23 protein-coding genes are annotated in these 26,134 nt (G+C 74.7%); 7 read left to right on the forward strand and 16 right to left on the reverse strand.

Features of this window, described 5'->3' with window-relative positions; genetic code table 11:
• Nucleotides 1-34: 34 nt before the first annotated feature.
• Nucleotides 35-1,108, reverse strand: a complete 1,074-nt coding sequence (dapE, locus tag WHI96_RS19010) for a succinyl-diaminopimelate desuccinylase (protein ID WP_345641011.1) — start codon at nt 1,106-1,108, stop codon at nt 35-37.
• Between the two features lie 448 nt (nt 1,109-1,556).
• Here dapE and WHI96_RS19015 point away from each other — a divergent pair, with 448 nt between their 5' ends.
• The 3 genes from WHI96_RS19015 (at nt 1,557) to WHI96_RS19025 (ending at nt 4,240) form a co-directional block, all read left to right on the forward strand.
• Nucleotides 1,557-2,261 carry a helix-turn-helix domain-containing protein gene (locus WHI96_RS19015; protein WP_345640905.1) on the forward strand — a complete coding sequence of 235 codons (705 nt, stop codon included), beginning with the start codon at nt 1,557-1,559 and terminating at the stop codon, nt 2,259-2,261.
• An 11-nt stretch (nt 2,262-2,272) separates the two neighbouring features.
• Entirely contained in the window at nt 2,273-3,208 is a 936-nt protein-coding gene (dapD, locus tag WHI96_RS19020; RefSeq protein ID WP_345640904.1) for a 2,3,4,5-tetrahydropyridine-2,6-dicarboxylate N-succinyltransferase, read from the forward strand.
• A gap of 63 nt (nt 3,209-3,271) precedes the next feature.
• Nucleotides 3,272-4,240, forward strand: a complete 969-nt coding sequence (locus WHI96_RS19025; protein ID WP_345640903.1) for a CHAD domain-containing protein — start codon at nt 3,272-3,274, stop codon at nt 4,238-4,240.
• Between the two features lie 10 nt (nt 4,241-4,250).
• Here the strand turns inward: WHI96_RS19025 and WHI96_RS19030 are convergent, their stop codons facing one another.
• The 3 genes from WHI96_RS19030 to fdxA all read right to left on the reverse strand — a co-directional run bounded on the left by WHI96_RS19030 (nt 4,251) and on the right by fdxA (nt 7,052).
• Nucleotides 4,251-5,519, reverse strand: coding sequence for an MFS transporter (locus WHI96_RS19030; RefSeq protein WP_345640901.1), 1,269 nt, complete (start codon nt 5,517-5,519; stop codon nt 4,251-4,253).
• Between the two features lie 106 nt (nt 5,520-5,625).
• Nucleotides 5,626-6,729, reverse strand: a complete 1,104-nt coding sequence (dapC, locus tag WHI96_RS19035) for a succinyldiaminopimelate transaminase (protein ID WP_345640899.1) — start codon at nt 6,727-6,729, stop codon at nt 5,626-5,628.
• Nucleotides 6,726-7,052 carry a ferredoxin gene (gene fdxA / locus WHI96_RS19040; protein WP_020626080.1) on the reverse strand — a complete coding sequence of 109 codons (327 nt, stop codon included), beginning with the start codon at nt 7,050-7,052 and terminating at the stop codon, nt 6,726-6,728. The genes dapC and fdxA overlap by 4 nt, the downstream gene beginning before the upstream one ends.
• A 116-nt stretch (nt 7,053-7,168) precedes the next feature.
• Here fdxA and WHI96_RS19045 point away from each other — a divergent pair, with 116 nt between their 5' ends.
• The gene (locus WHI96_RS19045; protein ID WP_345640897.1) at nt 7,169-8,167 is read left to right on the forward strand and encodes a GNAT family N-acetyltransferase; all 999 of its coding nucleotides are present in this window, start codon (nt 7,169-7,171) and stop codon (nt 8,165-8,167) included.
• A gap of 15 nt (nt 8,168-8,182) precedes the next feature.
• Here the strand turns inward: WHI96_RS19045 and WHI96_RS19050 are convergent, their stop codons facing one another.
• The 10 genes from WHI96_RS19050 to typA all read right to left on the reverse strand — a co-directional run bounded on the left by WHI96_RS19050 (nt 8,183) and on the right by typA (nt 21,451).
• Complete coding sequence (locus tag WHI96_RS19050; RefSeq protein ID WP_345640894.1) at nt 8,183-8,962, reverse strand: hypothetical protein; 780 nt, start codon at nt 8,960-8,962, stop codon at nt 8,183-8,185.
• Entirely contained in the window at nt 8,959-9,348 is a 390-nt protein-coding gene (locus WHI96_RS19055) for a hypothetical protein (protein WP_345640892.1), read from the reverse strand. The genes WHI96_RS19050 and WHI96_RS19055 overlap by 4 nt, the downstream gene beginning before the upstream one ends.
• The gene (gene mshB, locus WHI96_RS19060; RefSeq protein ID WP_345640890.1) at nt 9,345-10,232 is read right to left on the reverse strand and encodes an N-acetyl-1-D-myo-inositol-2-amino-2-deoxy-alpha-D-glucopyranoside deacetylase; all 888 of its coding nucleotides are present in this window, start codon (nt 10,230-10,232) and stop codon (nt 9,345-9,347) included. Before mshB ends, WHI96_RS19055 begins: the two co-directional genes overlap by 4 nt.
• Nucleotides 10,233-10,241: 9 nt before the next feature.
• On the reverse strand, nt 10,242-11,357 hold the full coding sequence (tsaD, locus tag WHI96_RS19065; protein ID WP_345640888.1) for a tRNA (adenosine(37)-N6)-threonylcarbamoyltransferase complex transferase subunit TsaD: 1,116 nt from the start codon (nt 11,355-11,357) through the stop codon (nt 10,242-10,244).
• A 67-nt stretch (nt 11,358-11,424) separates the two neighbouring features.
• Nucleotides 11,425-13,503: an ABC transporter ATP-binding protein gene (locus tag WHI96_RS19070; protein WP_345640886.1), complete on the reverse strand. Its 2,079-nt coding sequence runs from the start codon at nt 13,501-13,503 to the stop codon at nt 11,425-11,427.
• A 3-nt stretch (nt 13,504-13,506) separates the two neighbouring features.
• The gene (locus tag WHI96_RS19075; RefSeq protein ID WP_345640883.1) at nt 13,507-14,481 is read right to left on the reverse strand and encodes an ABC transporter permease; all 975 of its coding nucleotides are present in this window, start codon (nt 14,479-14,481) and stop codon (nt 13,507-13,509) included.
• A 21-nt stretch (nt 14,482-14,502) separates the two neighbouring features.
• Complete coding sequence (locus WHI96_RS19080; protein ID WP_345640880.1) at nt 14,503-15,435, reverse strand: ABC transporter permease; 933 nt, start codon at nt 15,433-15,435, stop codon at nt 14,503-14,505.
• A gap of 86 nt (nt 15,436-15,521) precedes the next feature.
• Complete coding sequence (locus tag WHI96_RS19085) at nt 15,522-17,225, reverse strand: peptide ABC transporter substrate-binding protein (RefSeq protein ID WP_345640877.1); 1,704 nt, start codon at nt 17,223-17,225, stop codon at nt 15,522-15,524.
• Nucleotides 17,226-17,543: 318 nt separating this feature from the next.
• Complete coding sequence (locus WHI96_RS19090) at nt 17,544-19,403, reverse strand: ABC transporter substrate-binding protein (RefSeq protein WP_345640873.1); 1,860 nt, start codon at nt 19,401-19,403, stop codon at nt 17,544-17,546.
• A 152-nt stretch (nt 19,404-19,555) separates the two neighbouring features.
• Nucleotides 19,556-21,451: a translational GTPase TypA gene (typA, locus tag WHI96_RS19095; RefSeq protein WP_345641009.1), complete on the reverse strand. Its 1,896-nt coding sequence runs from the start codon at nt 21,449-21,451 to the stop codon at nt 19,556-19,558.
• Nucleotides 21,452-21,575: 124 nt separating this feature from the next.
• On the opposite strand from typA, the gene WHI96_RS19100 reads away from it, so the two are divergent.
• Nucleotides 21,576-21,725, forward strand: coding sequence for a hypothetical protein (locus tag WHI96_RS19100; RefSeq protein ID WP_020626377.1), 150 nt, complete (start codon nt 21,576-21,578; stop codon nt 21,723-21,725).
• A gap of 254 nt (nt 21,726-21,979) precedes the next feature.
• Here WHI96_RS19100 and WHI96_RS19105 read toward each other — a convergent pair whose 3' ends face one another.
• On the reverse strand, nt 21,980-22,972 hold the full coding sequence (locus WHI96_RS19105; protein ID WP_345640870.1) for a type IV toxin-antitoxin system AbiEi family antitoxin: 993 nt from the start codon (nt 22,970-22,972) through the stop codon (nt 21,980-21,982).
• 78 nt (nt 22,973-23,050) lie between these two features.
• Nucleotides 23,051-23,878 carry an NUDIX domain-containing protein gene (locus tag WHI96_RS19110; protein ID WP_345640867.1) on the reverse strand — a complete coding sequence of 276 codons (828 nt, stop codon included), beginning with the start codon at nt 23,876-23,878 and terminating at the stop codon, nt 23,051-23,053.
• Between the two features lie 95 nt (nt 23,879-23,973).
• Between WHI96_RS19110 and WHI96_RS19115 the strand changes: the two genes are divergently transcribed.
• Together WHI96_RS19115 and WHI96_RS19120 are read left to right on the forward strand one after the other, a co-directional pair.
• Nucleotides 23,974-24,969 (forward strand): ABC transporter ATP-binding protein, encoded by a 996-nt coding sequence (locus WHI96_RS19115; protein ID WP_425571512.1) that lies wholly within the window; start codon nt 23,974-23,976, stop codon nt 24,967-24,969.
• Entirely contained in the window at nt 24,966-26,039 is a 1,074-nt protein-coding gene (locus WHI96_RS19120) for an ABC transporter permease (RefSeq protein ID WP_345640864.1), read from the forward strand. Before WHI96_RS19115 ends, WHI96_RS19120 begins: the two co-directional genes overlap by 4 nt.
• The last annotated feature ends 95 nt before the right edge of the window (nt 26,040-26,134 follow it).

A 26,134-nucleotide genomic window follows, 5' to 3' on the forward strand; every position in this document is an offset into this window, starting at 1 on the left:
TGTCGTCGGCGCTGTCCCGGCCGGCCGGATCCGGTCAGGCGGGGCGGCCCGTGAGGTAGCGGCGCAGCACCGCGGTGCAGGCGGTGATCGCGTCCTCGGCGACGTGCTCCTCGCGCGTGTGGGCGAGGTTCGGGTCGCCGGGCCCGTAGTTGACCGCCGGGATGCCCAGCGCGGCGAAGCGGGAGACGTCGGTCCAGCCGTACTTCGCCCGCGGCACGGCCCCGGTCGCGGCGACGAACTCCGCGGCCGCCGGCGCGGACAGGCCCGGCAGCGCACCCGGCGAGAGGTCGGTGACGACGAGCGGGAACCCGTCGAACACCTCCCGGACGTGCTCGACGGCCTGCTCGGCGGACCGGTCCGGGGCGAACCGGAAGTTGACGGTGACGACGCACTCGTCGGGGACGACGTTGCCCGCGACCCCGCCGCCGATCCGCACGGCCTGCAGACCCTCGCGGTACTCGCAGCCGTCGATGTCGACCCACCGCGGCTCGTAGGCCGCGAGCCGCGCGAGGATCTCCCCGGCCCGGTGGATCGCGTTGTCCCCGAGCCAGGAGCGGGCCGAGTGCGAGCGCCGCCCCGCGGTCCGCAGCTCGACGCGCAGCGTCCCCTGGCAGCCGGCCTCGAGGGTGCCGTCGGTGGGCTCGCCGAGGATCGCGAGGTCGGCGTCGAGCCAGTCGCGGTGCTCGCGCTCGATCCGGCCGAGCCCGTTGCGCTCCGCCTCGACCTCCTCGCAGTCGTAGAAGACCAGGGTGAGGTCGTGCCGCGGCTCGGCCAGCGTGGCCGCGAGGTGCGCGAAGACGGCGTCACCGGACTTCATGTCCGAGGTGCCGCAGCCGTGCACGATCCCGTCGGCGCGGCGCGACGGGACGTTGTCCGCGATCGGCACGGTGTCGATGTGCCCGGCCAGCAGGACGCGGTGCGGACGCCCCAGATCGGTGCGCGCGAGCACCGCGTCACCGGACCGCAGCACCTCCAGGTGCGGTGCCTGGGTCCGCAGCGCGGCCTCGAGCGCGTCGGCGAGGCGCCACTCGTCCCCGGACACACTGGCGATGTCGACCATCGCGGCGGTCAGGGTCACCGGGTCGGACGTGAGGTCCAGCGCGGGCAGCGTCGTCGTCACCGGCCCGACGCTACCGACCCGAACCGGCCACGCGGCGCCGGATCGGCCACGCGGCGCCGGATCGGCGTCCCGGCCCGGCGCCGCGTCGCCGGGGAGGGCTCCCTGGTGGTCGCTTTGCTCTGCTCACCGATACGCAGCACGGGCCGACGGGCGCCGCTCCCGCACCGTCCGTCGGCCCCGGATCCGGCACCGACTCGGGGTGGGAACGGTCTCCGGTCGTCTCCCGGGGCGTCCCCGGGCCTGCCCGCTGCGTATCGGTGAGCAGAGCAAAGCGACGCGCGGGCAGCCACCTCCCGGGACGGCCGCTCGGGCCGCGGGCCCACCGTGTCGGTCATCGCCGGCACCGGCTGGAGGCCCGGTTGTCCACAAGTGCGCGAGTTGTCCACAGTTCGCAGGTCGCCGGTGCATCCCGGGCGCACAGGCGCAGGGTCGGTGCATGGACATCATCGAGGGCGACCGGTTGCCCGCGGAGCCGCCGCCGGCGCCGGTCGACGTCGTCGTCCCGGATCTGTCCGGCCTGGTCCGGCGGGTGCGGCGCAGCGCGGACCTGTCGCAGCGGGAGCTCGCGGAGCGGACGGGGCTGGCGCCGTCGACGATCGCCCGGATCGAGAGCCGGTCGCTCGCGCCGGCGCTGGACACGCTGGCCGCGATCCTGTCGGTCGCGGGGCTGCGGCTGGTCGTCGTCGACGCGGAGAACCGGCGGGTGCCGCCGATGGAGGACCCGCCGGATGACCTGCGGGACGGGGCGGGGCGGAGGTTCCCGTCGCACCTGGACGTGATCCTCGATCCGCTGCCCGGCGAGTGGTGGGGCGACCGGTACGGCTGCGCCCGACCGCCGGAGACGTTCCACCGGGATCGGCCGCTGCGCGACGCGATGCGGCGGCGCAGCGTGTGGGAGGTGCGGGTCGCGCAGTTCCGCACCGTACCGCCACCGCCGACCATCGAGCACTGGATGCTGATGCAGGCCCGGTGCCGGGCGTGCGGTCGGCTGCCCGACCCGCCGCCGCCGCCGTTCGCGCCGACCGCGGTGCTCCGCTATCTGCAGGCTGCGGCCGTGCTGCTCGCGGTACGGGCAGCCGATCATGAGGACGTGTCCCGGCGCACCCACCGCGGCGCGCCGTGGGCGACGGCGGGACGGTAGGTTCGGGGCCCGTGAGCACCGAGTACCGCCGCGAAGGCGCTTCCGGAACCGGCCTGGCCACGGTCACGACCGACGGCACCGTCCTCGACGTCTGGTACCCGGCGCCGACGCTGGCCGGGGGTGCGTCCGACGACGCCGTCGACCTGCAGTCCCTCGTCAGGGCCGACGAGCTGCGTGGGGTCCGCACCGAGGTCGTGCGCACCCAGATCGCCTCGCTGGCCGACGCGCCCGCCGACGCCCCCGACGTCTACCTGCGGCTGCACCTGCTCAGCCACCGCCTCGTCCAGCCGCACCAGGTGAACCTCGAGGGCCAGTTCGGGCTGCTCACGAACGTCGTCTGGACCAACCACGGCCCGTGCCCGGTGCCCGGGTTCGAGGTCACCCGGGCGAAGCTGCGCGGCCGCGGCCCGGTGACCGTCACCCACGTCGACAAGTTCCCGCGGATGGTCGACTACGTGATCCCCGCCGGCGTCCGCGTCGGTGACGCCGACCGCGTCCGGCTCGGCGCGCACCTCGCCGAGGGCACGACCGTCATGCACGAGGGCTTCGTCAACTTCAACGCCGGCACCCTCGGCGCGTCGATGGTCGAGGGCCGGATCTCCGCCGGGGTCGTCGTCGGGGACGGCTCGGACGTCGGCGGCGGTGCCTCGATCATGGGGACGCTGTCCGGTGGCGGCAAGGAGGTCATCTCGATCGGCCGCCGCTGCCTGCTCGGCGCGAACGCGGGCCTGGGCATCTCCCTCGGCGACGACTGTGTGGTCGAGGCCGGTCTCTACCTCACCGCGGGCACCAAGGTCACGCTGCCCGACGGCCGCACCACCGCGGCGCGCGAGCTGTCCGGCCAGAACGGGCTGCTCCTGCGTCGCAACTCGGTGTCCGGCGCGGTCGAGGCGCTGGCCCGCACCGGCGACGGCATCGCTCTCAACGCCGCGCTGCACGCCAACTGACGGCCCAGCAGCGGTTCGCGGCGGAACGACCCACAGAAGCAGGACGGCAGGGACATGGTGGGCATGGACAGGGCTGCGCAGCCTCCGGGGAACCTCTACGGCGCCGCGGACCTCGGTGAGCCGCCGACCGCGGGACCGCAGGACCCGGCGGTGGCGCACGTCCGCGCGCTGCTGGACAAGCGGCTGCGCGCGATGCTGCGGCACGAGCCCGGTGTGCGCGACGGGTCCGACATCGAGGACCTGCACCAGATGCGGGTCTCCGTGCGGCGGATGCGGGCGGCGCTCAAGGCCGCCCGCCCCCTGCTCGACCACACCTGGGCGGACCTGCTGCGGGCCGAGCTCGGCCGGCTCGGCCGGGCGCTCGGCCCGGTGCGCGACCTCGACGTGATGATCGACCGCCTCCGCGGTGAGGTCGCCACGCTGCCGTCGGCCGAGCTCGCCGCCGGTGAGCGGCTGGTCGCGGTGCTGGAGGCCGAGCGGGTCGGTGCGCGGGCCGAGATGCTCGACGAGCTCGACTCGGACCGACACGCGGCACTGCGTCGCTCGCTGGTCGAGGCCGTCTCCGCGCCGCTGCCGGAGCCGCCGGAGGAGGTTGCGGGTCCCGAGCTGATCGAGCTGGTCCGGGCCGAGACCCGCAAGCTCGTCAGGGCGGTGCGCCGGGCCGGGCCGAACCCGCCGGACATGACCCTGCACGACCTGCGGATCCGCACCAAGCGGCTGCGCTACACCGGTGAGCTCGTCGAGCCGGCGATGCGCGACGAGGACGGGTCCCGCACCGACGACGCACGCCTGGTCCGCCGGATGCTGAAGGCCGCCGCCGGCCTGCAGGAGGTCCTGGGCGACCACCAGGACGCCTGCGTCGCCGAGCACCGCATCCGCGCCCTGCTCGACGAGCTGGGCCCCGGCCCGGACGCCCACGAGGTCTTCGTCGGCGGCCGGCTGGTCGAGCGCGAGCGGGCACGCGCCGAGGCGCTGCGCGAACAGTGGTGGGCCGCGTGGGAGCACCTGGCCGAGCAGGCCGAGGCGCTCTGAGACGACGCGCTCAGCGCGGACGGTCCCCGATCCGGGCGACGGCGACGCCCTGCAGGACGGCGCCGAGCAGGAGCAGCGCGATCGCGGGCGGGAACCCGGCGGCGTCGATGACCACGCCCATCACCAGCGGTCCGACCCCGGCGGCGAAGTAGCCGATCCCGAGCCCGAAACCGCTGACGGCGGCACTGCGGGCGGGGGTCGGCGTCCGCCAGGCGATCACCGTCAGCCCCAGCGGGAACCCGGCGCCGACGCCGATGCCGATCAGGACCGCCCACAGCCACGGAAGCGGCGTCCCCGGTGCGGGGGCCAGCAGCACCCCGAGCGTCCCGGCGGCCGAGCTGACCACGGTGAGCGCCGCCCAGAACCGCCACCGGCGTCGTCGCTCGGCCGCGGCCGGGAACAGCAGGGCCGCCGGGATCTGGGCGATGCTCCACGCCGCGAGGAGCAGCCCGGCCGCCTGCGGTGACCAGCCCTGCGACTCGTAGAACGGGGACAGCCAGGTCAGCCAGCCGTAGAAGATCGTCGACGAGCCCGCCAGGTAGCAGGCGATGCGGCGGGCGAACGGGTCGTGGCGGACCCGGACCTCCTCGGCGACCGACGGGCCGTCGTCGGCCGTTCCCGGTGCGTCCGTGGGCTCCCGACGGGCAGAACCGATACGGCTCGCGACGGGCGCCCACACCGCGACGGCGAGCACCGCGGGCACGGCCCACACCGCGAGCGAGAAGGACCATCTGCCCAGGGCGACGGCCAGGGGCACCGCGACGGCGGAGGCGACCGTCGCGCCGATCATCATCGAGACGACGTAGGCGCCCGTCACCGCGCCCGCCCGCTCGGCCAGGTGCTCCTTCACGACCCCGGTGAGCAGCACCCCGGACACCCCGATGCCGAGCCCGACCAGCACCGAGCCGCCGACGAGCGTGGGCAGCGCCACGACCGACCGCAGCAGGCTACCCACCCCGATCGTCGCCACGGCGACACCGAGCAGCCGCTCACGACCGACCCGGGCGGCGACGGCGGCGGCGCCGAACGAGCCCGCCGACATCATCAGCACCGCACCGGCCTGCACCAGCCCGGCCGCGCCCGCCCCGATCCCGAGGTCGGCCCGCGCGGTCTCCAGCAGCGGCGGGTACCCGGCGAGTCCGGCCCGCAGGTTGACCGCGAGCGCGAGCACCCCGAGCAGGACCAGCGCGGGCCGGACGACCGGCCGGGACCGGGCCACGGGGGCCTCGGGTCCGGCGCCACCGGGCGAACCCGGGCCGCCGGGACGCGGTGCCTGCATTCGACGGCTCCTTCGCCTGCCGGGTCCACCGGATCGCTGCGCCGGCGTCGTCGCTACCGGGCCGATCCTCTCCCGGGGTCCTTGCTCATCGCAACGACCGTGGGGTTCAGGCCGCGCCGAGCCGCTCGACCGCGGCGTCGATCCGCTCGTCCGGCGCGGTCAGCCCGACCCGGACGTGCCGGGCGCCCGCGGGACCGTAGAACTCGCCGGGAGCGACGAGGATCCCCAGGCCGGCGAGCCGGTCCACGGTCTGGCGGCACGGCTCGTCCGCGCTCGCCCACAGGTAGAGCCCGGCCTGCGAGTGCTCGATCCTCAGCCCGGCCTTCTCCAGCCCGGCCCGCAGGCGGGTACGACGGGCGTCGTAGCGGGCGGCCTGCTCGGCGACGTGCGCGTCGTCGGAGACGGCCGCCTCCAGCGCGGCCTGCACCGGACGCGGCACGATCATGCCCGCGTGCTTGCGGACCTCCAGCAGGCCCGACACCAGCGCCGGGTCCCCCGCGACGAACCCGGCGCGGTACCCGGCCAGGTTCGACACCTTCGACAGCGAGTGGACCGCCAGCAGCCCGGTGGTGTCGCCGTCGCAGACATCGGGGTGCAGCACCGACCGCGGCGCCGGGTCGGCGTCGCCGGGCAGCCCGAGGTAGCACTCGTCGGACGCGACGACCGCGCCCCGCTCCCGTGCCCAGGTCACGACCTTGCGCAGGTGCTCGACCGGTAGGACCCGGCCGGTCGGGTTCGACGGCGAGTTCAGCCACACCAGCCGGACCCGGGCCGGACCCGCGGCGGTGAGGCCGTCGGACCGGACGTGCCCGGCCCCCGCCAGCCGCGCCCCGACCTCGTAGGTCGGGTACGCCAGCTCCGGGATGACGACGGTGTCGTCCGCACCGAGGCCCAGCAGCGTCGGCAGCCACGCGACCAGCTCCTTGGAGCCGATCGTGGGCACCACCGCGGCCGGGTCGACCCCGGACACGCCGAAGCGCCGCTGCAGCGAGGCGACGACCGCCTCGCGCAGCGACGCCGGGCCGTGCGTCGTCGGGTAGCCGGGCTCCGCGGCGGCCGGCCCGGCCAACGCGTCGCGCAGCACCCCGGGGACCGGGTCCACCGGGGTGCCGACCGACAGGTCGACGATGCCGTCCGGGTGCGCCGCCGCGCGCTCACGTGCGCCGGTCAGCGAGTCCCAGGGGAAATCGGGGAGGTCGAGCCTGCTCACTCGTCGTGTTCCTGCGGGGGCAGGCTCTTCGCCGGCTCCACGTCACGGTCGACCTTGCCGAGCTTCGAGGCGCCGCCGGGCGAGCCCAGCTCGTCGAAGAAGTCCACATTGGCCTTGGTGTAGGCGGCCCACTGGTCGGGGACGTCGTCCTCGTAGTAGATGGCCTCGACCGGACAGACCGGCTCGCACGCACCGCAGTCGACGCACTCGTCGGGGTGGATGTAGAGCATCCGTCCACCCTCGTAGATGCAGTCCACCGGGCACTCCTCGATACACGCCTTGTCGAGCAGGTCGACGCAGGGTTCGGCGATCACGTAGGTCACTTCGGTGGTCCTCCACTCGGAGCAGCGGGCACCCGGAGATCGTGTGGTGGCGGGGTGCCCGGTCAAACTGGGACGCCCGCAGGTTAACCCGCGCCCCCCGGCGGGGCAGGAGTGAGGTGGTCGGCTTCATGCTCGACGAGCTGGCAGGACGGCGGGTGGCCCTGCGCCACCGCATCGCGCCGGAGGGCGGACCGGGCCCCGGACTGACCGACGCGGTCGGTGAGCTGGAGCCCGACGGGCCCGACGCCGTCGTCGTCCACACCCGGTCGGGGCCGGTCCGGGTACGGCGCGACGCCGTCGTCGCCGTCCGGGAGGTGCCGCCCGCCCCGGCCCGGCGGGCGTCCCGCGCGGCGGTGGACCGGCTGGAACGCGTGCGGGCGGCGGCCTGGCCGGCACCGGTCGTCGAGGAGCTGGGCGGCTGGCTGCTGCGCGCGGCCGGCGGCTGGACGCGGCGCGCGAACTCCGCGCTCGCGCTCGGGGACCCGGGGACGCCGGTCGAGCACGCCCTGGAGCGGGTGCGGGAGTTCGCCGGGCGGCACGGCATCGCCCCGGCGGTGCAGGCCCCGGTGGACGCGCCCTGGTCGAACCGGGTGGCCGAGGCGGGCTGGGTGCGGGCCGAGGGCACCGGGACCTGCACCGTGCTCGTCACCCGCGCCGCGTCCGACGGCCCGGCGCCGTGGTGGCCCGCGACGCCCGGAGCGGACTGGTGGGCCGCTCAGGGCGAGCCGGAACCCGGGCCCGGCGCGCCCGCGTGGGCGGTGCTGACCGGGGTGCTGCGTCCCGGTGAGCAGAGCACAGCGACGAGCAAGGACCCCGTCGAGGTCGGGTTCGGCACGCTCCGGGACACCGACGGGACGCCGGTCGCGGCGGTGCGCGCCGCCGTCGTCGACGCCCACGTCTACGTGTCACGGCTGTGGGTCGTCCCGGCCGCGCGGCGCGGCGGGCTCGCGGCCCGCCTCACCCGGCAGGCGCTGGCCTGGGGCGCGGCGCACGGGGCGCGGCACGGGATGCTCGACGTCGCCGACGACAACACCGCCGCGCTCGCCCTCTACCGCGGCACCGGCTGGACCGACCACCACCGCTACCACTACCTGGTCCCCCGGGATCCGGCCTGACCGGACGGTCAGGGCTCAGGCGAACCCGCGGTGGAGCAGCCACGCGCGGGCCTGCTTGGCGGCGCGCTTGAGCCCCGACCACTCCCCCAGGTACTTCCCGACGACGCCGACGACCGGCAGCAGCCCGAGCCACTGGTGGTAGAAGCGGCCGTGCGGACGCTTGTCGAGCTCGTCCTCGACGCTCCACAGGGCCCGTCCGAGACGCCACACGGCGCTGCCGACGCGCTTGAGCGTGGCCCGCTTGCCGTCGCCGGCCAGGTCACCGGTGAGCTCGTCGGCGCGGGCGTCGGCGTCGGCGTCCTCGGCCGCGGTGAGCTCCCGGGCGGCGAGGTCGAGCTCGCGGCGGAACAGCACCGACGCCAGCAGCTCGACGAGCCGGTCCTCCGAACGGACGCCGTGCTCGCCCGCGATCGCGACGAGCAGCAGCCCCTCGCCCGCCGCGCCGACGGCGTCGGACACCGGCAGGGTCCGGGCCAGCGCCCCGCCCAGGCCCGGGATCGCGGCGATCAGCGTGGTGAACCGGCCGACCCGGTAGACCCACCAGTCCGTGCGGGCGGGGACGCCCATCGCCGCCCAGGCCGAGGTGCCGGGGACCTTCACCGACGCCAGCGTGTCGAGGATCTTGTCGGCCAGCGAGCGTTCCTCGTCGGTCGCGTCCTCCGGAAGGTCCGGGCCGGGCGTCACCCGGGCCCGCAGCCCGAACGGGTCGGACTCGCGCAGCCCGTCGAGCACCGGGCGGGTGGCCCGCACGAACGGTCGCAGGACCCGCACCAGGTCGTCGTCGGAGATCGTCATCGGGTCACCCTTCGGTCGCGGCCGTCCGCCAGCCGGTCGAGCGCCCTGCGGAACGACACGACGCCGGTCACGGCGCCGGCGACGAGCAGCAGCAGCGACTCCCAGTTCACCGGGAGCAGGAGGTCCCCGCCCGGTCCGAAGAAGCCGAGCACCAGCACCGCGGCGAACCACACGACGAGCGGGGCGGCCGCGCCCGCGGGGGTCGGGAGGATCTCGGTGGCCGTGGTGTGGATCAGCCACGGCAGCGAGACGATCACGATCACCGTGCCCAGCGGCACCGGGACCGGCCCGATGTAGAGCATCTGGAACATCAGCTCGAAGGCCACCAGCAGCAGCGAGATCAGCACCAGCACCAGCGCGAGCGGCAGCCTCGTCACGTCGCTCACCCGTCGACCCCCTCGAACAGATCCGACTCCGCCGTGCCGGGCGGCGCGCCGGCGAGCACGTACTCCTCGACCCCCAGCAGAGGCTGCACGATGCCGTTGCTCATCGCGAACGCGACCCAGCCGTCGCCGCCGCGGACGTCGATCTGGGTGGCGTGCGCCCGCATCGCGGCGACGCGCTCGTCGTCGTGGGCGTCGACGTCGACCCGGGTGGTGACGGCGGCGACGTCGTGGCCGGGGTGCTCGTCGGGCTCCGGCCAGCGCAGCCCGGTGCGGTCCGGGTCCCCGCCGAGCGCGGAGAGCAGCTCGGTGAGCCCGTCGTCGAGCAGCGCGCTCGACCGCACCGCGAAGTACAGCTTGGCGACGACGTCCGGGCGCGCACCCGCCGCGGCGACGACGAGCTCGTGCGCGCGGACGTGGTCGGGGTGGCCGTAGCTGCCGTCGGAGGCGTAGGAGACCAGGACCTGCGGGCGGACCTCGTCGATGACCTCCAGGAGCTGGGCGAGCTGGGTGCCGAACGGCTCCGGGGCGGCGAACGCCCGCGGGTGCAGCTCCGGCGGGAGCGCGGCGCGGGTGCCGTGCCCGGCCAGCACCATGCCGGAGTCGCGCCAGCGCCCGGGGCCGCCGAGCCAGCGGTGCCGGGGCCCGCCGAGGGCGGCCAGCGCGGCGTCGAGCTCACGGATGCGGTAGCCGCCGAGCTGGTCACCGCGGTCCGGGGCGAGCTCGGCCAGCTCCTGACCGATGACCTCGCCCTCCTCACCGAGGGTGCAGGTCACCACGGTGACCTCGCAGTCGGGGTCGGCGGTGTAGCGGGCGATGGTCCCGCCGGTGGTCAGGGTCTCGTCGTCCGGGTGGGCGTGGACGAGCAGGAGGCGACTAGCAGGCACCGGGGGAGCCTACGGGGCGATGATCGACCCCGCCGCGGTGTGGGGGACGACCGGCAGCGGGAACTCCGCCGCCTCCCCCACAGCGGGGGGGAACGCGATCGTCGCGCCGGTCAGCGGGACGGTCGGGACCGCGGTCCCGGCCAGCCCCGCGGGCTCGGCGCCGTCGCGGACCAGCAGGTCGCCCAGGGCCGCGATCATCGCGCCGTTGTCGGTGCACAGCCGGGGCGCGGGCACCCGCAGGGTGATCCCGGCGCCCGCGCAGGCGCGCTCCATCTCGGTGCGCAGCACCCGGTTCGCCGCGACCCCGCCGACCATGAGCAGGGTGTCCGCGCCGCGCTCGGCGCACGCCCGCAGCGCCTTGCGGACCAGCACGTCGACGACGGCCATCTGGAACGACGCGGCGACGTCCGGGACCGGGACGGCGCGGCCCGCGTCCTGGGCGGCCTCGACGTGCCGGGCGACGGCGGTCTTGAGCCCGGAGAAGGAGAACCCGAACGCGGCGTCGCGCGGGCCGGTCATCGGGCGCGGGAACGCGATCGCGGCCGGGTCGCCGTCGAGTGCGGCCCTCGAGACCGACGGACCGCCCGGGTAGGGCAGGCCCAGCAGCCGGGCGACCTTGTCGAAGGCCTCCCCCGCCGCGTCGTCGACGGTGTCGCCGAGGTGCTCGACGGGGTCGCGGGCCAGGTCGCCCAGCGCCAGCAGCGAGGTGTGCCCGCCGGAGACGATCAGGCAGACGCAGCGGTCGGGCAGCGGCCCGTGCTCCAGGACGTCGACGGCGGCGTGCCCGGCCAGGTGGTGCACCCCGTAGAGCGGCACGTCCAGCGCCGCCGCGTACGCCTTGGCCGCCGCGACGCCCACGTGCAGCGCGGGCGACAGTCCCGGCCCCGCGGTGACGGCGACGGCGTCGACGTCGGACAGCGACACCCCGGCCGCCTCGACGGCCGCGCGCACCATCGGCGTCACCGCGCTCACGTGGGCGCGGGCCGCGACCTCCGGGACGACACCGCCGAAACGGGCGTGCTCGTCCGCCGACGACGCCAGCCCCTCGCCGAGCAGCACCCCGTCCCGGACGAGACCGGCACCGGTCTCGTCGCACGACGTCTCGATCCCCAGAACCAGCGGCACGCCACCCAGTTTCGCACCGGGTGGCGTGCCGTGGCCGTGGGGTCCTGCTCGGACGGGTCGTGCTCGGTCAGGTCCGCATCAGCGCGCGCTCCTCGGCGAAGTGGCAGGCCACCCGGTGCCCCGGGCCGGACGCGATCTCCAGGACCGGCTTCTCGTCGATGCAGCGCGCCTTGTCGGCGTCGGACAGCTCCAGGTGCTTCCAGCACCGGGTGCGGAACCGGCAGCCCGACGGCGGGTCGGCCGGGTTGGGCACGTCCCCGGTCAGCACGATCCGCTCCCGCACCCGCTCGACCTCCGGGTCCGGGACGGGCACCGCCGAGATCAGCGCCTGGGTGTAGGGGTGCTGCGGCCGGTCGAACAGGTCGTCGCGGTCGGCGACCTCGACGACGTTGCCCAGGTACATCACCGCGACGCGGTCGGAGATGTGGCGCACGACCGACAGGTCGTGGGCGATGAACAGGTAGGTCAGCCCGAAGTCGCGCTGCAGCTGCTCGAGCAGGTTGAGCACCTGGGCCTGGATGGACACGTCCAGGGCCGAGACGGGCTCGTCGAGCACCACGAACTTCGGGTTGAGCGCGATCGCCCTGGCGATGCCGACGCGCTGGCGCTGCCCGCCGGAGAACTCGTGCGGGTAGCGCTCGGCGTACTCGGCCGAGAGCCCCACGGTCTCGAGCAGCTCCGGGATCGTGGAGTCGGTGAGCTCGCCGCCGAGCAGCTCGTACTTCTCCGACAGGATCGACCGGACCGTCATGCGCGGGTTCAGCGACGCGTACGGGTCCTGGAAGACGATCTGCATGTCCTCCCGGGCCGAGCGCAGCTCGGACTGCCCGAGCGCGGTCACGTCGCGGCCGTTGATGTGCACGCTGCCGGCGGTGGGCTCGTGCAGCCGCAGGATCGCCCGGGCCGCGGTCGACTTGCCGCAGCCGGACTCGCCGACCAGCGACAGCGTCCGCCCCTCGGGGATCTCCAGGTCGATGCCGTCGACGGCCTGCACCACGCCGACGGTGCGCTGGAACAGCACCCCGGAGCGGATCGGGAACGACTTGGTCAGCCCCGCGGTGCGCAGCATCGGCTCGCCGGTCGCCGACTCGGCGACGTGCGCCTCGGACCCCGGCACGACCGGCTCGCGCGGCGTGGCGGCGGCCTCGCCGACCTCGTCGGAGTGCAGGCAGGCGTGCAGGTGCCCGGGCCGGTCGGTGAGCTGGACCAGCTCGGGGGTCCGCTCCGCGCAGGACGACGTGGCGAACCGGCAGCGCGGGTGGAACGCGCAACCCGACGGGACGTGCGCGAGGTTCGGCGGCTGCCCGGGGATCGGCTCCAGCTTCTCCGGCCGGGCCTGGTCCATCCGCGCCAGCGACGACAGCAGCCCGTAGGTGTAGGCGTGCCGCGGCTCGGCGAAGATCTCGTCGTTCGTCCCGGTCTCGACGACCCTGCCCGCGTACATCACCATGATCCGGTCGGCGTGCGCCGCGACCAGGCCCAGGTCGTGGGTGATCAGGACGATCGCCGTCTCGCGCTGCTCCTGGAGCTTCTCGAGCAGGTTCATGATCTGGGCCTGCACGGTGACGTCGAGCGCGGTGGTCGGCTCGTCGGCCAGCAGGACCTTCGGGTCGTTCGCGAGCGCCATCGCGATCATCGCGCGCTGGCGCATCCCGCCGGAGAACTCGTGCGGGTACTGCGACGCCCGCGCGGCCGGGTTCGGGATGCCGACCTCGCCGAGCAGGTCGACGGCGCGCCGGCGCGCGGTGACCTTGCCGGCCTGCCGGTCGTGCGCCCGGATCATCTCGGCGATCTGGTCGCCCACCTTGTAGACCGGGTTCAGTGCGGTCAGCGGGTCCTGGAAGATCATCGCGATGTCCTTGCCGCGCAGCTTGCGCTGCTCGGACTCCGACATCGTCAGCAGCGAGCGGCCCTCCAGCAGCACCTCGCCGCTGGGGAAGGTCGCGGGCGGGGTCGGGACGAGGCCCATCAGGCTCATCGCCGACACCGACTTGCCGGAGCCGGACTCGCCGACGATCGCCAGCGTCTCGCCCCGGTCGACGTGCCAGCTCACGCCGTCGACGGCCTTGACCACGCCGGCGTCGGTGGAGAAGTGCACCCGCAGGTCGCGGACCTCGAGCATGTGCTCGCTTCGGTTCTCGGTCACGGGTCAGTTCCTCCCGCGCAGCTTGGGGTCGAGGGCGTCGCGCAGGCCGTCGGCCACGAACGCGAAGCCCAGCGTGGTGATCGCGATGGCGGCGGACGGGAAGATCCACAGGAAGCTCTTGCCCGGCACCGACAGGTACTGGGACGCCTGCGAGATCAACCGGCCCCACTCGGGGACGTCCGGCGGGACGCCGACACCGAGGTAGGACAGGGTCGCCATCGCGACGACGACCACGCCGATCGAGGTGAACGAGTACACGAGCACCGGCGCCACGGCGTTGGGCAGGATGTGCCGGGTCAGGATGCGCCGGGTGCCCGCCCCGATCGAGCGGGCCGCCTCGACGTACTCGGCCTCCCGCAGGGCCAGCACCTGGCCGCGCATCAGCCGGGCGGTCGTCATCCAGCCCAGTGCGACGAGTGCGATGACGACCGGCAGCGTCCCGCCGCCGACCGCACGGACGATCACCAGCGCGCCCACCAGCGGCGGGAACGCGAGGAAGATGTCGATGATCCGGGCGATGACCGCGTCCCAGGCGCCGCCCTTGAATCCGGCGAGCGCACCGAGCGTCAGCCCGAGGACGAGGGAGAAGAACACCACGGACAGACCGACGATCATCGCCAGCCGGACGCCGTAGATGATCCCGGAGTACAGGTCGCGGCCGAGGACGTCGGTGCCGAAGAAGTGCGCCGACGACGGCGGCTGCAACGTGTTGAGCAGGTTCTGCTCGAACGGATCGTAGGGCGTCGAGAACGGCGAGATGATCGCCATGACGATCTCGAACGCGACGATGACCAACCCGGCCATCGCGAGCCTGTTGCGGCGGTAGCGCCGCCAGATCTCGGCGAACTGGCCGTTGGACCGCGCGCGACGGGGACCGTCGGGCGCCGGTGTGACGGCCTCGGCGGGGTCGCCGCCCGGCAGGCCGAGCGCGGCGGCCGGATCGGTGGCCGGCGCGCCGGGGGTGGGTGGTGGGTTCATGCGAGGGATCGCCTCACTCAGTCAGCTCAGGCGGATGCGCGGGTCGAGGTAGGCGTAGAGGATGTCGACGAGCATGGAGAGCAGCACGTAGGCCACCACGCTGTAGACGACCACCGCCATGATGACCGGCGCGTTGTTGTTCGTGATCGCGCGGGCCAGCAGGAATCCGGCGCCGTTGTACTGGAACACCGTCTCGGTGACGATCGCGCCACCGATGTAGGTGCCCAGGGTGAGCCCGACGAACGTGACGACGGGCAGCAGCGACGTCCGCATGGCGTGCCGGCCGACGACCGTCCGCTCGGACAGCCCCTTGGCGCGCGCGGTGCGGATGTAGTCGGCCTGCAGGACCTCCAGCATCGACCCCCGCATCAGCCGGGCGACGAACGCCGACTCGATGATGGCGAGGGTGAACGCGGGCAGGATCACGTCCCAGTACCAGGGCACCTCCTCGAGGAAGCTGCGCGGTACCGGCGGGAACGGCCCGACCCCGGAGACGTTCGCGACGAGGAAGATCGCGACGACGAACACCGGGACACCGATGCCGATGGTGGAGACGACGGTGACGAACACGTCCCAGAACGAGTAGCGGCGCACGGCGGCGATCACGCCGGCCGTCACCCCGAACAGGACGAGGAACAGCAGCGCGACGACGGCGAGCAGGATCGTGTTCGGGACGGTCTCGGCGAGGAGCTGGGAGACCGGGCGCCGCTGGTCGAAGTCGAGACCGAAGTCGCCGGTGACCATGTTGCCGAGGTAGTTCACGAACTGGACCGGCAGCGGCTGGTCCAGGCCGAACTTGGCGCGGTTGATCGCGGCGACCTCGGGCGGGACGACCTTCTCCCCGGTGGAGGCGAAGGGGTCCCCGAGCGAGAACGTCGCGATGAAGATCAGGAAAGCGGTGACGACGACGACCAGGATCCCCTGGAGCAGCCGCCGAAGGATGAATCTGCCCATGGAAGCACGGACTTTCGTGTGGTGGGAACGCCGCACCACGGCCCGCGTCCCGGGGTCTCCGGGACGCGGGCCGCGTCAGCGGGACGTCACTTGAGGGTGATCGTGTCGAACGTCGGGTCCTCGGAGAAGTCCATGTTCACGTTGCCGAACTTCTCGGTGTTGACCAGGCGGGACTGCTGGCGGAACCAGAGCGGGACCAGTGCGAGGTCGTCGCCGATGGCAATCTTCTCGGCCCGCTTGTAGAGGTCGTTTCGGGCCGCCTCGTCCTGGGTCTGCGCCGCCTGCGCGAGCAGCTTGTCGAACTCCGGGTTGGAGTAGCGGCCGCGGTTGTCGCCCTGGGCAGGCTCGCTCGGCGAGGTGGCACCGATCGACTGGGTGGCCAGCAGCGGGAACAGGTAGTTGCCCGGGGTCGGGTAGTCCGCGCTCCACGCCGCGCGCCAGAGGCCGGAGGCCTCGGGCTGCTGCTCGTTGTCGAGCAGGTCGCGGAACGGAACACCGGTGTAGGTGACCTTCAGCCCGAGGTTCTGCTCGAGCTGCTGCTTGACCGCCGCGGTCCACTCCTCGTGGCCGGCACCGGTGTTGTACTGCAGCTTCACCTCGGTGCCGGGGGCGAGACCGGCCTGCTGCGCGAGCCGCTTCGCCTCGTCGGGGTTGTAGGTGCACGCGGTGCAGACCCCCGGTGTGTAGACGTCCGGGAAGTTCGGCGGGATGAGCGCATCGGCCGGCGAGGTCGAGTTCTGCAGCACGCCCTGCACGATCGCGTTGCGGTCGATCGCCATCGAGACGGCCTTGCGGGCGTCCGCGCTGTTCAGCGGCGCGGTGGTGACCGAGACCAGCAGGTAGTTGTTGCCGTTGGTCTTCTTGTTCAGCCACTTGCCCTGGGGCTCGTAGGTCGACTTGGCCTGGTTCAGGACCGGGGTCGGCATGCGCGCCCAGTCGAACTGGCCGTTCTGGAAGCCGTTGTACTCGGCGGTGACGCCGCCGCCCTCGCCGGACGGGACGATGGTGATCTCGACGGAGTCGAGGTTCGCCTTGGTCCCCGCGGTGTAGGCGTCGTTGCGGACCAGCCGGATGCCGCGGTCGTGCTGCCAGGGGCCGTCCATCTTGAACGGGCCGTTGCCGATCGGCAGGTCGTTGTAGGTCTTGTTGTCGGCCGCGCCCGCGGTGGAGGGGACCGGGCTCAGCGCCGGGTGGTAGGTCCGCAGCTCGAACTCGCAGTCGGGCTTGGACAGCGTGACCTTGAGCTGGTTCGGGTTCGTCGCGTCCACGCCGGACAGCGCGTCGGCGGTCCCGGCCTGGATCTGGTCGTAGCCCTGCACCTCGTCGAGGTGGTACGAGACCTCCGACGCCGAGGCCTTGGCCGCGGTGCGCTCCCAGCCCCGCTTGAACGAGGTGGAGTTCAGCGCCTCGCCGTCGGAGAACTTCTGGTCCGGCTTGAGGTCGAACACCCACTGCGTGCAGTTCTGGTTCGGCGTCCACTTCGAGGCCACGCCGTCGTAGACGTCGCCGTTGGGCTCGACCCGGATCAGGCCCGTGAAGAGCGCCCGGTTCACGAGGGTGCCCTCGGACTCCTGGGTGTTGTACGGGTCGATCGCGGTCGGCTCGGTGATGGCCAGCCGGAACGTGCCGCCCGGCTTGCCGGGCACCTCCGGCTGGTCAGGGGTCTCCTCGAACCCGGCGGCGGTGTTGCCGCCGCCCCCCGTGTTGCTCTGCTGGCTGCAGCCGGTGAGGACGAGCCCCACGACCGCGGTCAGGGCGATGGCCGAGGCGGCCGCCCTTCTTCCCCTCATCTGCCGTGCCTCTCGAGATGTCGTGGGTGCACGCCGTCATCGCACCCGTCCGGGACGCGACGGAACGCCGGATGTGTGCCGGGCCCGTCGGGAGGCACGCTAGGAATCGCGGCCCTCCAGCAGCGAGGTCCGACGCCGATCGTGGCGAAACGGTGACCATTGAACGGCGTAACGGGCTCGCAGCCGAACCGGACAGTAACAACGGGACCGTTGCGTCGCACAGCCCTCGATGCACGCCGAAACACAGTTGGTACTTACGTACCACTCGCCGTCACCGTGCAGCAGCGGAGTGCGTCCGAACGGACGCGTCCGACGGTGTCAGTTCGGGTCGTCGTCGCCGGTCGGGCGCTCGCCCGAGCCCTCCGGCTCGGCCCAGGTCCGGGCGCCCGACATCGGGCCGGTCGCGATCGGGCCGGGCGTGACCCGGGTGGCCGCGTCGGTCTGCGGGTTGCTGACGACCAGACCCTGCGCCTGGTACAGGGGCAGCGCGGGCAGCTGGCGCCACAGCACCCGCTCGGCCTCGGCGACGACGGCCGGATCCGGGCTGTCGGCGACCAGCAGCTCGTCGAGCAGCGGCTGCAGCGCGGGGAAGCAGGCCACCCCCGGCAGCTCGCCGGGCACCGCGTCCGCGGGGCAGCCGTAGTCGGAGTCCAGTCGCGGCCCGATCGCGCCGTAGGCGGCACGGGGGGCGACGAGCACGTCGACGGCGACCGGGGTCCCGGAGTCGGGGGAACCGGACGTCGTCGGGGCGGCCGACGTCGTGGTCGGGGCCGCCGGGGGCGTGGTGACCGGTGCGGCGCTGCCGCCGGGGACCGGGCCCGCGCCCGGGGCGGGGGTGGTGGTCGGGGTCGGCGTCGTCGGGGCGACGCTCGGGTCGGTCAGCAGGTCCGGTGCCGACGGGGCGACGATCGTGGCGCCGATGCCGCCGGCCTTGAGCTGCTCGGCCACGACGCGGGCGACGTTCACGTCCTCGGTCCGCTCGGCCCCGGCGCCGATGACCACGCCGAGCGGGCGCCCGCCGAGGGTCCACCGGCCGTCCTGACCACGGACGTAGCCCGCCTCGGTGAACGCGGCCGCGGCCGCCGCCGCATCGGGCCGGCCGGGGGCACCGGCGGGGGCGGTCGGCGCGTAGCCGGGGTCCGACGGGGCGGCGCCGAAGGCGTTCACGGCCACGGCGTCGGGGTTGACGCGCTCGCGGATCGCGTCGCGGTCCAGCAGCGCCGCGATGCCCTCGCGGACCCGGGGGTCGGCCAGCGGGCCGTCGGTGGTGCGGAACTCCAGCTGTTCGACGGCCGGGCGCGGCCCGCGCTGCACCGTCGGCGGCTTGGGGCCCCGGGCCAGGACGTCGAGGGCCTGGGTGATCTCCGGCCGGGCGTCGGGCAGGGCGAGGTCGACGCCCTGGCTCTCCAGCGCCGTCGGCAGGGAGTTCGCCGGGATGCGGCGCAGGATGATCTCGTCGACGACCGCGGCGGTCGCCCAGTACGGGTCGTTGCGGGCGAGCAGGACCTCGCCGCGGAGGCGGTCGACCTGCATCAGCCGGAACGGGCCGCCCGAGGCGGGCACCCCGCCCGCGAACGGGGCGGTCCAGCCGCCCGGCGCGTCCTTGAGCAGGTGCGCGGGCAGCAGGTTGCCGAACAGCTCCCGCCAGTGCGGGTAGGGCTCGCGGAACACGACGTCGACGGCCTTGCCCGCGGCACGCGAGCGCACGTCGGTGACCTCGCGGTAGCCCGCGGCGCCGATCGTGTTGGGCCGGCTGCGCATCTGCTGCCAGAGGTAGACGAAGTCCTCGGCGGCGATCGGGGCGCCGGTGGACCACCCGGCGTCGCGGTTGAGCTCGTAGCTGACGGTGAACGGGCTCTGGGAGGTGACCGTCGCGGACGTCGCGACGGTCGTGTCGAGCTGCGGCACGCCGCGGTCGTCGGGCCGGAACACCGACGGCAGCGTCATCGACGCGATCGCGGTGGTGACCGTCGACTGGTCCGACCGCAGGTGCGGGTTGAACCCGGGCCCGAGGTCGTCGACGCCCACCACCACCCGGGTGGGGGCGGTGACCGGCTCGGTCGGTCGGTTCGTCTCCGGCGGGGGTGCCGGCTGCGGGTCCGCCGCGCAGCCCGTCAGCGCCAGCAGGGCGACCAGCAGGAGCGCCGGGAGCGCCCGGAAGCGTCGACGTGCTCTCACGTCCGCAGTATCCCCACCGGGGCGGGCACGCCCGCCGGACGGGGTCCGGCGGGCGCCTCCGCTCTGCTCACCGATACGCAGCGGGGCCGTGTGTCGGTGAGGCTTTGCTCTGCTCACCGATACGCAACACCGCAGCGCACGGGCCGTACGGGTCACTTCGTGGCGTTGGCCGCGGCCTTCGCGCGGGACCGGGCACGGGCCCGCAGGTTCGGGTCCAGCTCGATCTTGCGGATCCGGACGTTCTCCGGGGTGATCTCGACGCACTCGTCGGTCGCACAGAACTCCAGCGACTGCTCCAGGCTCAGGATCGTCGGCGGGATCAGCTTGACCAGCACGTCGGAGGTCGACGAGCGGATGTTGGTCAGCTTCTTCTCGCGGGTGATGTTGACCTCGAGGTCCTCGTTGCGGGTGTACTCCCCGACGACCATCCCGCCGTAGACCAGCGTGGTCGGCCCGACGAACAGCGTGCCGCGGTCGGCGAGCTGGTCGATCGCGTACGGGGTGACGGGCCCGGACCGGTCCGAGATCAGCGAGCCCTTGTTCCGGGTGCGGATCTCGCCGACCCACGGGCCGTAGCCGTCGAAGACGTGGCTGGCGATTCCCGCGCCGCGAGTGATCGTCAGAAACTCGGTGCGGAAGCCGATCAGGCCGCGGGACGGGACGCGGAACTCCATCCGGACCCGGCCGTCGCCGTGCACCATGTCGCCCATCTCGCCCTTGCGGGCGGCGAGCAGCTGGGTGACGGCGCCGAGGCTGTCCTCGGGCACGTCCACCGAGAGCTGCTCGAACGGCTCGTGGAGACGCCCGTCGACGGTCCTGGTGACCACCTGCGGGCGGCCGACGGTCAGCTCGAAGCCCTCGCGGCGCATGGTCTCGACCAGGATCGCCAGCGCGAGCTCACCACGGCCCTGGACCTCCCAGGCGTCGGGGCGCTCGGTCGGCAGCACGCGGATGGACACGTTGCCGACCAGCTCGGCGTCGAGCCGGCCCTTCACCAGGCGGGCGGTCAGCTTCTTGCCCGGGTGCGGGTCGCGGCCGGCCAGCGGCGAGGTGTTGGTGCCGATCGTCATCGAGATGGCGGGCTCGTCGACGTGGATGCGCGGCAGCGCGACCGGGGACTCCGGGTCGGCGAGGGTGTCGCCGATGGTGACCTCGGCGATGCCCGCGACGGCGACCAGGTCACCGGCGCGCGCCTCGTCGGCGGGGACGCGGGTCAGCGCCTCGGTGCGCAGCAGCTCGGTGATCTTGACGCGCGGGGTGGTGCCGTCCTCGCGGCACCACGCGACCTGCTGGCCGCGGCGCAGCACGCCGGCGCGGACGCGGCAGAGCGCGATACGGCCGAGGAAGCTGGAGGCGTCGAGGTTGGTGACGTGCGCCTGCAGCGGGGCGTCGACGTCGTCGGCGGGCGGCGGGACGACGTCGAGCAGGGTCTCGATGAGCGGCTCGAGGTCGTCGGAGTCCGGCAGCTCACCGTCGGCGGGCCGGATCCGGGAGGCCTTGCCCGCACGCCCGGAGGCGTAGACGACCGGGAGGTCGAGCAGGTGCGTGGTGACCGACTCGTCGAGCTCCAGCTCGTCGGCCAGCTCGAGCAGCAGCTCGAGGGACTCATCGACGACCTCGGCGATCCGGGCGTCGCCGCGGTCGGTCTTGTTGACCACGAGCATGACGGGCAGGCCGGCGGTCAGGGTCTTGCGGAGCACGAAGCGGGTCTGCGGCAGCGGCCCCTCGGAGGCGTCGACGAGCAGCACCACGCCGTCGACCATGGACAGGCCGCGCTCGACCTCACCGCCGAAGTCGGCGTGGCCGGGGGTGTCGACGACGTTGATCGTCGTGCCGTGCCAGTTCACCGCCGTGTGCTTGGCGAGGATGGTGATGCCCTTCTCGCGCTCCAGGTCGTTGGAGTCCATGACCCGGTCGACGAGTTCGGCGCGCTCGGCGAAGGCGCCGGACTGGCGGAGCATCGCGTCCACGAGCGTGGTCTTGCCGTGGTCGACGTGCGCGACGATCGCGACGTTGCGCAGCTCGGGTCGGCCGGCCCGATCGGGCACGGCGTCGCTCTCGAGCGAGGAACGAGCGTCGAGGGCCGAGGCGGAACGAGGGATGGTCACACCTCAACGGTATCCGCTGCAAGTCCTTCACCCTGCCCCGGGCGCAGGTTAGCCTGACCTCATCATGGGCAAGGTCAAGAAGAAGTGCTGCCGGTCCAAGCCGAAGCGGTGCAAGAGCTGTCCGGTCGTCGCACTGCGGCTGCGCAAGGCGGGTGCGGACGATCTGAGCGGCAAGGCACTCACCCGCGCGATCAAGATCGCGCGTATCTACTGAACGGACGTATCACCCGCTGACCTGCGACGACGTCGCGCTTCGGGTTGCGTGTGCACCGCCGGTCCGGTAGAGCGGCGCAGGCCGGCCGACGTCGTCCGGCAGGTCCGGGACTTCGCGCGCCCGGATCCCGGACCGACCTCCGTGATCACCCCGTGGACCACGAGGACGCGTCCGGGGCACGGTGCCGGCATGGCCGGAATCACAGTCGTCCGAGGGGTCCGGTGACACCGCGTGTGGTGGCGTTCGCCGGTCGTTCACCCCGCGGCCCGCCCCGCGGCACCGCCGGGCCCCGCCGGGTGCCCGGTCACGGCCTCGCGGAGGCGGTCCAGGAGCTCGTCGGGGCGCCGGAGCTCCGTCGGTCCGACCACGAGCGTCCGCCACCCGTGCCGGCGCAGCACGGCCCGCCGCCACGCGGGGCCGCAGCCGTCGGCGCCGGTCCCGGCGTCGACCGGGTCGTGCACCTCGACGGCCAGCCGGGCCGCGGGGAACGCGAGGTCGAGCAGCACCCCGGCCACGGTGACGTCGGTGCGCCAGGCCCGCACGCCCCTGTGGGCGAGCAGCGCCCGCAGCCCGTGCCGGGCCCGGACGGCGACCCGGCGCGACGCCCCGGCCAGCATCCGGCCGACCGGGCCCGACCCGTGCGCCCCGAGGTTGCGGGCGTGCGCCTCGACCAGCTCGGCCGCGTCGACGGACCCCGTGGTGAGCACGTGGTCCAGCAGCGCCTCTCCGGGCACCGACGGGTCGGCCGCGGCCTCCAGCACCGCGGCCGCGGGCCGGGCGACGACCGCCCCGTCGTGGGTGACGACGTCGCGCGGGTCCAGGTCACGGCGCCGGACGAGGACCCTCGCCCGCGACCGCGGAGCCCGCCGGCGCGGCACGGTGACCGTGACGACCGCGGGTGCGGACGGGAGCAGCCCCCACCACCAGGCCGCGGCGGCCCCGGTCAGCACGGCGTCCTCCCCCGCCCAGAGTGCGGCGGCGCGGACCCGGGACCGCTCGCTCGGCGGGTGGGCGGCGTGCCGGTACACGCGGGGGTGCACGGGGATCCAGCGCCGGGCGGCGAGCCTACGGTCGACCTGGTCGGTGGACAGGCCGTGGGCCAGCGCCTGGGCCCGGGTGACCAGGCCGTCCTGCGCGGCGACGAGCCGGGCGAGCGGGTCGGGGCCGCGCGACGTGCGGCGGCGGGCCGCCCCGTGCGCGGCGGTCGGGAGAACGGACGGGACGGAGGCGGTGGCGTTCCGGGTCATGCGGCTTGGACGACGCCCGGCCCGGATCGGTTCCACCGATCCTGCGGTGATCGTCGTTCCGGCACCGGGGACCGCGCGTCAGGTCCGCAGCAGGTCGACCAGCTCGGCGACGACGGCCCGGTCGGCGTCGAGCCAGCCCAGGGCCGCCACCTCGTGCGACCCCACCCAGCGCAGCGCCCGGTGCTCGCGGGCCTCCGGCTCCGGGGAGCCGGCCGCCGCCCGGGCGGTGTGGATCCGCAGTACACGTCGCCCGATCGGCAGGTCGGTGCCCAGCCGCTCCCCGACCACCACCCGGGCGCCCAGCTCCTCGGCACACTCCCGGACCAGCGCCTGCTGCTCGCTCTCGCCGTCCTCGACGCCGCCGCCGGGTAGCTCCCAGCGTCCGGCCAGCTCGGACGGGTAGGAGCGCTGGGCGACGAGCACCCTGCCGTCGCGGACGATCGCCGCCCCCACGACCACCCCGGCCCGGCCCAGCTCCGCGACCCGCTCGGCGAGCACGTCGCGCCGGGCCCGGAGCAGCCGCGCCCCGTAGTGGCGCAGCACCGGGTCGGAGAGGCGGCCGAGCACGCCGAGGGGCGGCTCCCAGGTGAGCTCGTCGTGGACGTGGCTGCCGCCGCCGTCCGCCGGCGTGACCCGGGTCGAGTGCCGCAGCACCGCCGCGGATCCCACCGCCAGCTCCGACCACAACCCGTCGGCCCCGGCGCGGGTGATCCGGGTCCGGCAGGCCGGGAACCCGCCGGGCAGCGCGACCCGGATCTCGTCCCCGGCCACGAGCAGCGCCGACGGTGCGGTGAACCGGGCTCCCACCCGCGCGACCGCGCGGGCCGAGGAGACGGATTCGCGCAGCACCCCCGCGACGAGTCGGGGCGGTCCGTCCACACGATGGTCCAGGCTCAGCACCGGCACACCGCTGATCCTCGCAGCCGGACCCGCACCCGGCCGGGCCGACCGATCTCGCCGAAACGGCCCGCTCGCGGCGCCGCACGGTCACGCTGGGTGCCGTGTACCGGACGTCCGCCCCCGCCGACTCTCCCGAGCCGCCCGCCGCGCCCCGCCCACCGGCCGTGCGCGCGATCGGCCTGTCCCGCGGATTCGGCGCGGTACGCGCGGTCGACGGGGTGGACCTCGACGTGCCGATGGGCGCGGTCCTCGGGCTGCTCGGCCCCAACGGCGCGGGCAAGACGACGCTGATGCGGATGCTGCTCGGGCTGCTCGCCCCCACCGACGGCGAGGTCGAGCTGCTCGGACGGCGGCTGCCGTATCGCGCGTCGGAGGTGCTGCCGCACGTCGGAGCCCTGGTCGACGCGCCCGCGCTGCACCCGCACCGCACCGGTCGGCAGAACCTCCTGCGGGCCGCGGCCGCCGAACCGCTGCTGGACTCGGCGCGGATCCCGGCCGCCGTCGACGCCGTGCTGCGCCGGGTCGGGCTCGCCGAGGCGGCCGACCGCCGCGCCGGCGGGTACTCCTCGGGGATGCGGCGGCGCCTCGGTCTGGCCGTGCCGCTGCTGACCCGGCGACGGCTGGTCGTGCTCGACGAGCCGACCGACGGGCTGGACCCGGCGGGCACCCGCGAGGTCCGCCGGTTGATCGCGGAGATGAACGCCGCGGGCGCGACCGTGATCGTCAGCTCGCACCTGCTCGGCGAGATCGAGGCGACCTGCAGCCACGTCGCGGTGCTCCGGGCCGGGCGCCTGCTGTGCGCCGGCCCGCTCGACGAGCTCGTCGATTCCGGTCCGTCGGCGCTGGTGGTGACGACGCCGGACGGCGAGCGCGCCGTCGCCGCCCTGCTGGCCCGGGGCATCGACGCCGAGCCGGGAGCCCGGGACCGGGTGTTCGTCCCGGCCGGGCCCGCCGCGCCGGACGTCGTCGCGACGCTGGTGCACGCGGGTGTCGCCGTGCACGGGGTGACGCGGCCCGCCGCCCGGCTGGAGGAGTTCTTCGCCCGGCTCACCGAGGAACCGGCCCCGGTGGGTGCCGGGTACGGAGCGGGACGGTGAGCGCGGGCGTGCGTCCCGAGCACACCTGGGGCACCGCGGCTCCCCGGCCCGACGACGACTGGGCCGCCGCGTCCCTCCCCCCGACCGCCCGGTGGGACGACGCCGTCGCGCCGCGGTCCGCCGGTGACCGGGCGGACCGGGCCCACGGCTCCTCGCACGCCGTTCCCGGGGGCCCGACGGTCGCTCCCGCACCGGCTGCCGGGTCCCGGGACACCGTCGGCGGCCGGGCGGTCCCCTCGGAGGCACCGGGCCGGGCGCGGTCCGCGGGTTCCCTCCGTCCACGCTCCGGGCCGACGACCGGCCGGGCGCGCCGCCCCACCGCGGCTCCCTTCGGCCGGCTGCTCCGCTCGGAGCTGGAGCTGGCCCTGCGGCGTCCGCGCACCGCGGTCGTCCTCGCGGCGGCCGCGCTGGTGCCGCTGCTGGCGACGATCGCGCTCGCCACCGACGCCGGCCGCCTGTCCTTCGCACTCGGGACCCTGACGGTCGCACTGTCCGAACCCGCGGCGTTCGCGCTCGGGATGCCCGTCGTACTCGTGGCCGCCGACGGGTTCGCCGCGGAACGGGCCCGCGGCACCCTCGACGCGTTGCGGCTGTCCCCCGTCGGCCCGGGACGGCTGCTCGGGCTCAAGGCCGCCGCGGTCGCGGCGACCTCCCTGCTCGCCGCGGCGACGACGGTCGTCACCGCCCTGGTCTGCGGCGGGCTCGCCCTGGGTGCCGGCCCGTTCGGGGCGGGCGCCACCGTGGCCCGGGCCCTGGTGCTCACCGGCTGGGCCGCGGTGCAGCTGTGCGGGCTCGGGATGCTGCTGCTGGCGATGTCGGCGCTGGTCCGGCGACCCGCCGGGGTGGTCGCGACCGGTCTGGCCGCGCTGACCGTCGCGCCGCTGGCGACCGTGCTGTGGGAGCCGATCGCGCCGGTCCTGCCGTCCGGGCACTGGCACGAGGTCCTGGCCGGGATCCTCGCGGTGCCCGCCGACCCGTCTGCCCTGTGGGCGACCACGGCGCGGGCGGCCGGCTTCGCCGTCGCCGGGGCGGGTGTCGTGGTCTTCGCCCTGACCCGCCGCGACGGCTGAGCGCCCCGGCCCGACCGGCGGACCGCGTCCGCGCAACGCCCGGGCACCACCCGGTGCCACGGCCGGGCGTCCACCGGTGCGACGAACGGCCGCCG

Origin of the sequence: Pseudonocardia tropica (genome assembly GCF_040105315.1) — a bacterium.
GTDB classification, from domain to species: domain Bacteria; phylum Actinomycetota; class Actinomycetes; order Mycobacteriales; family Pseudonocardiaceae; genus Pseudonocardia; species Pseudonocardia alni.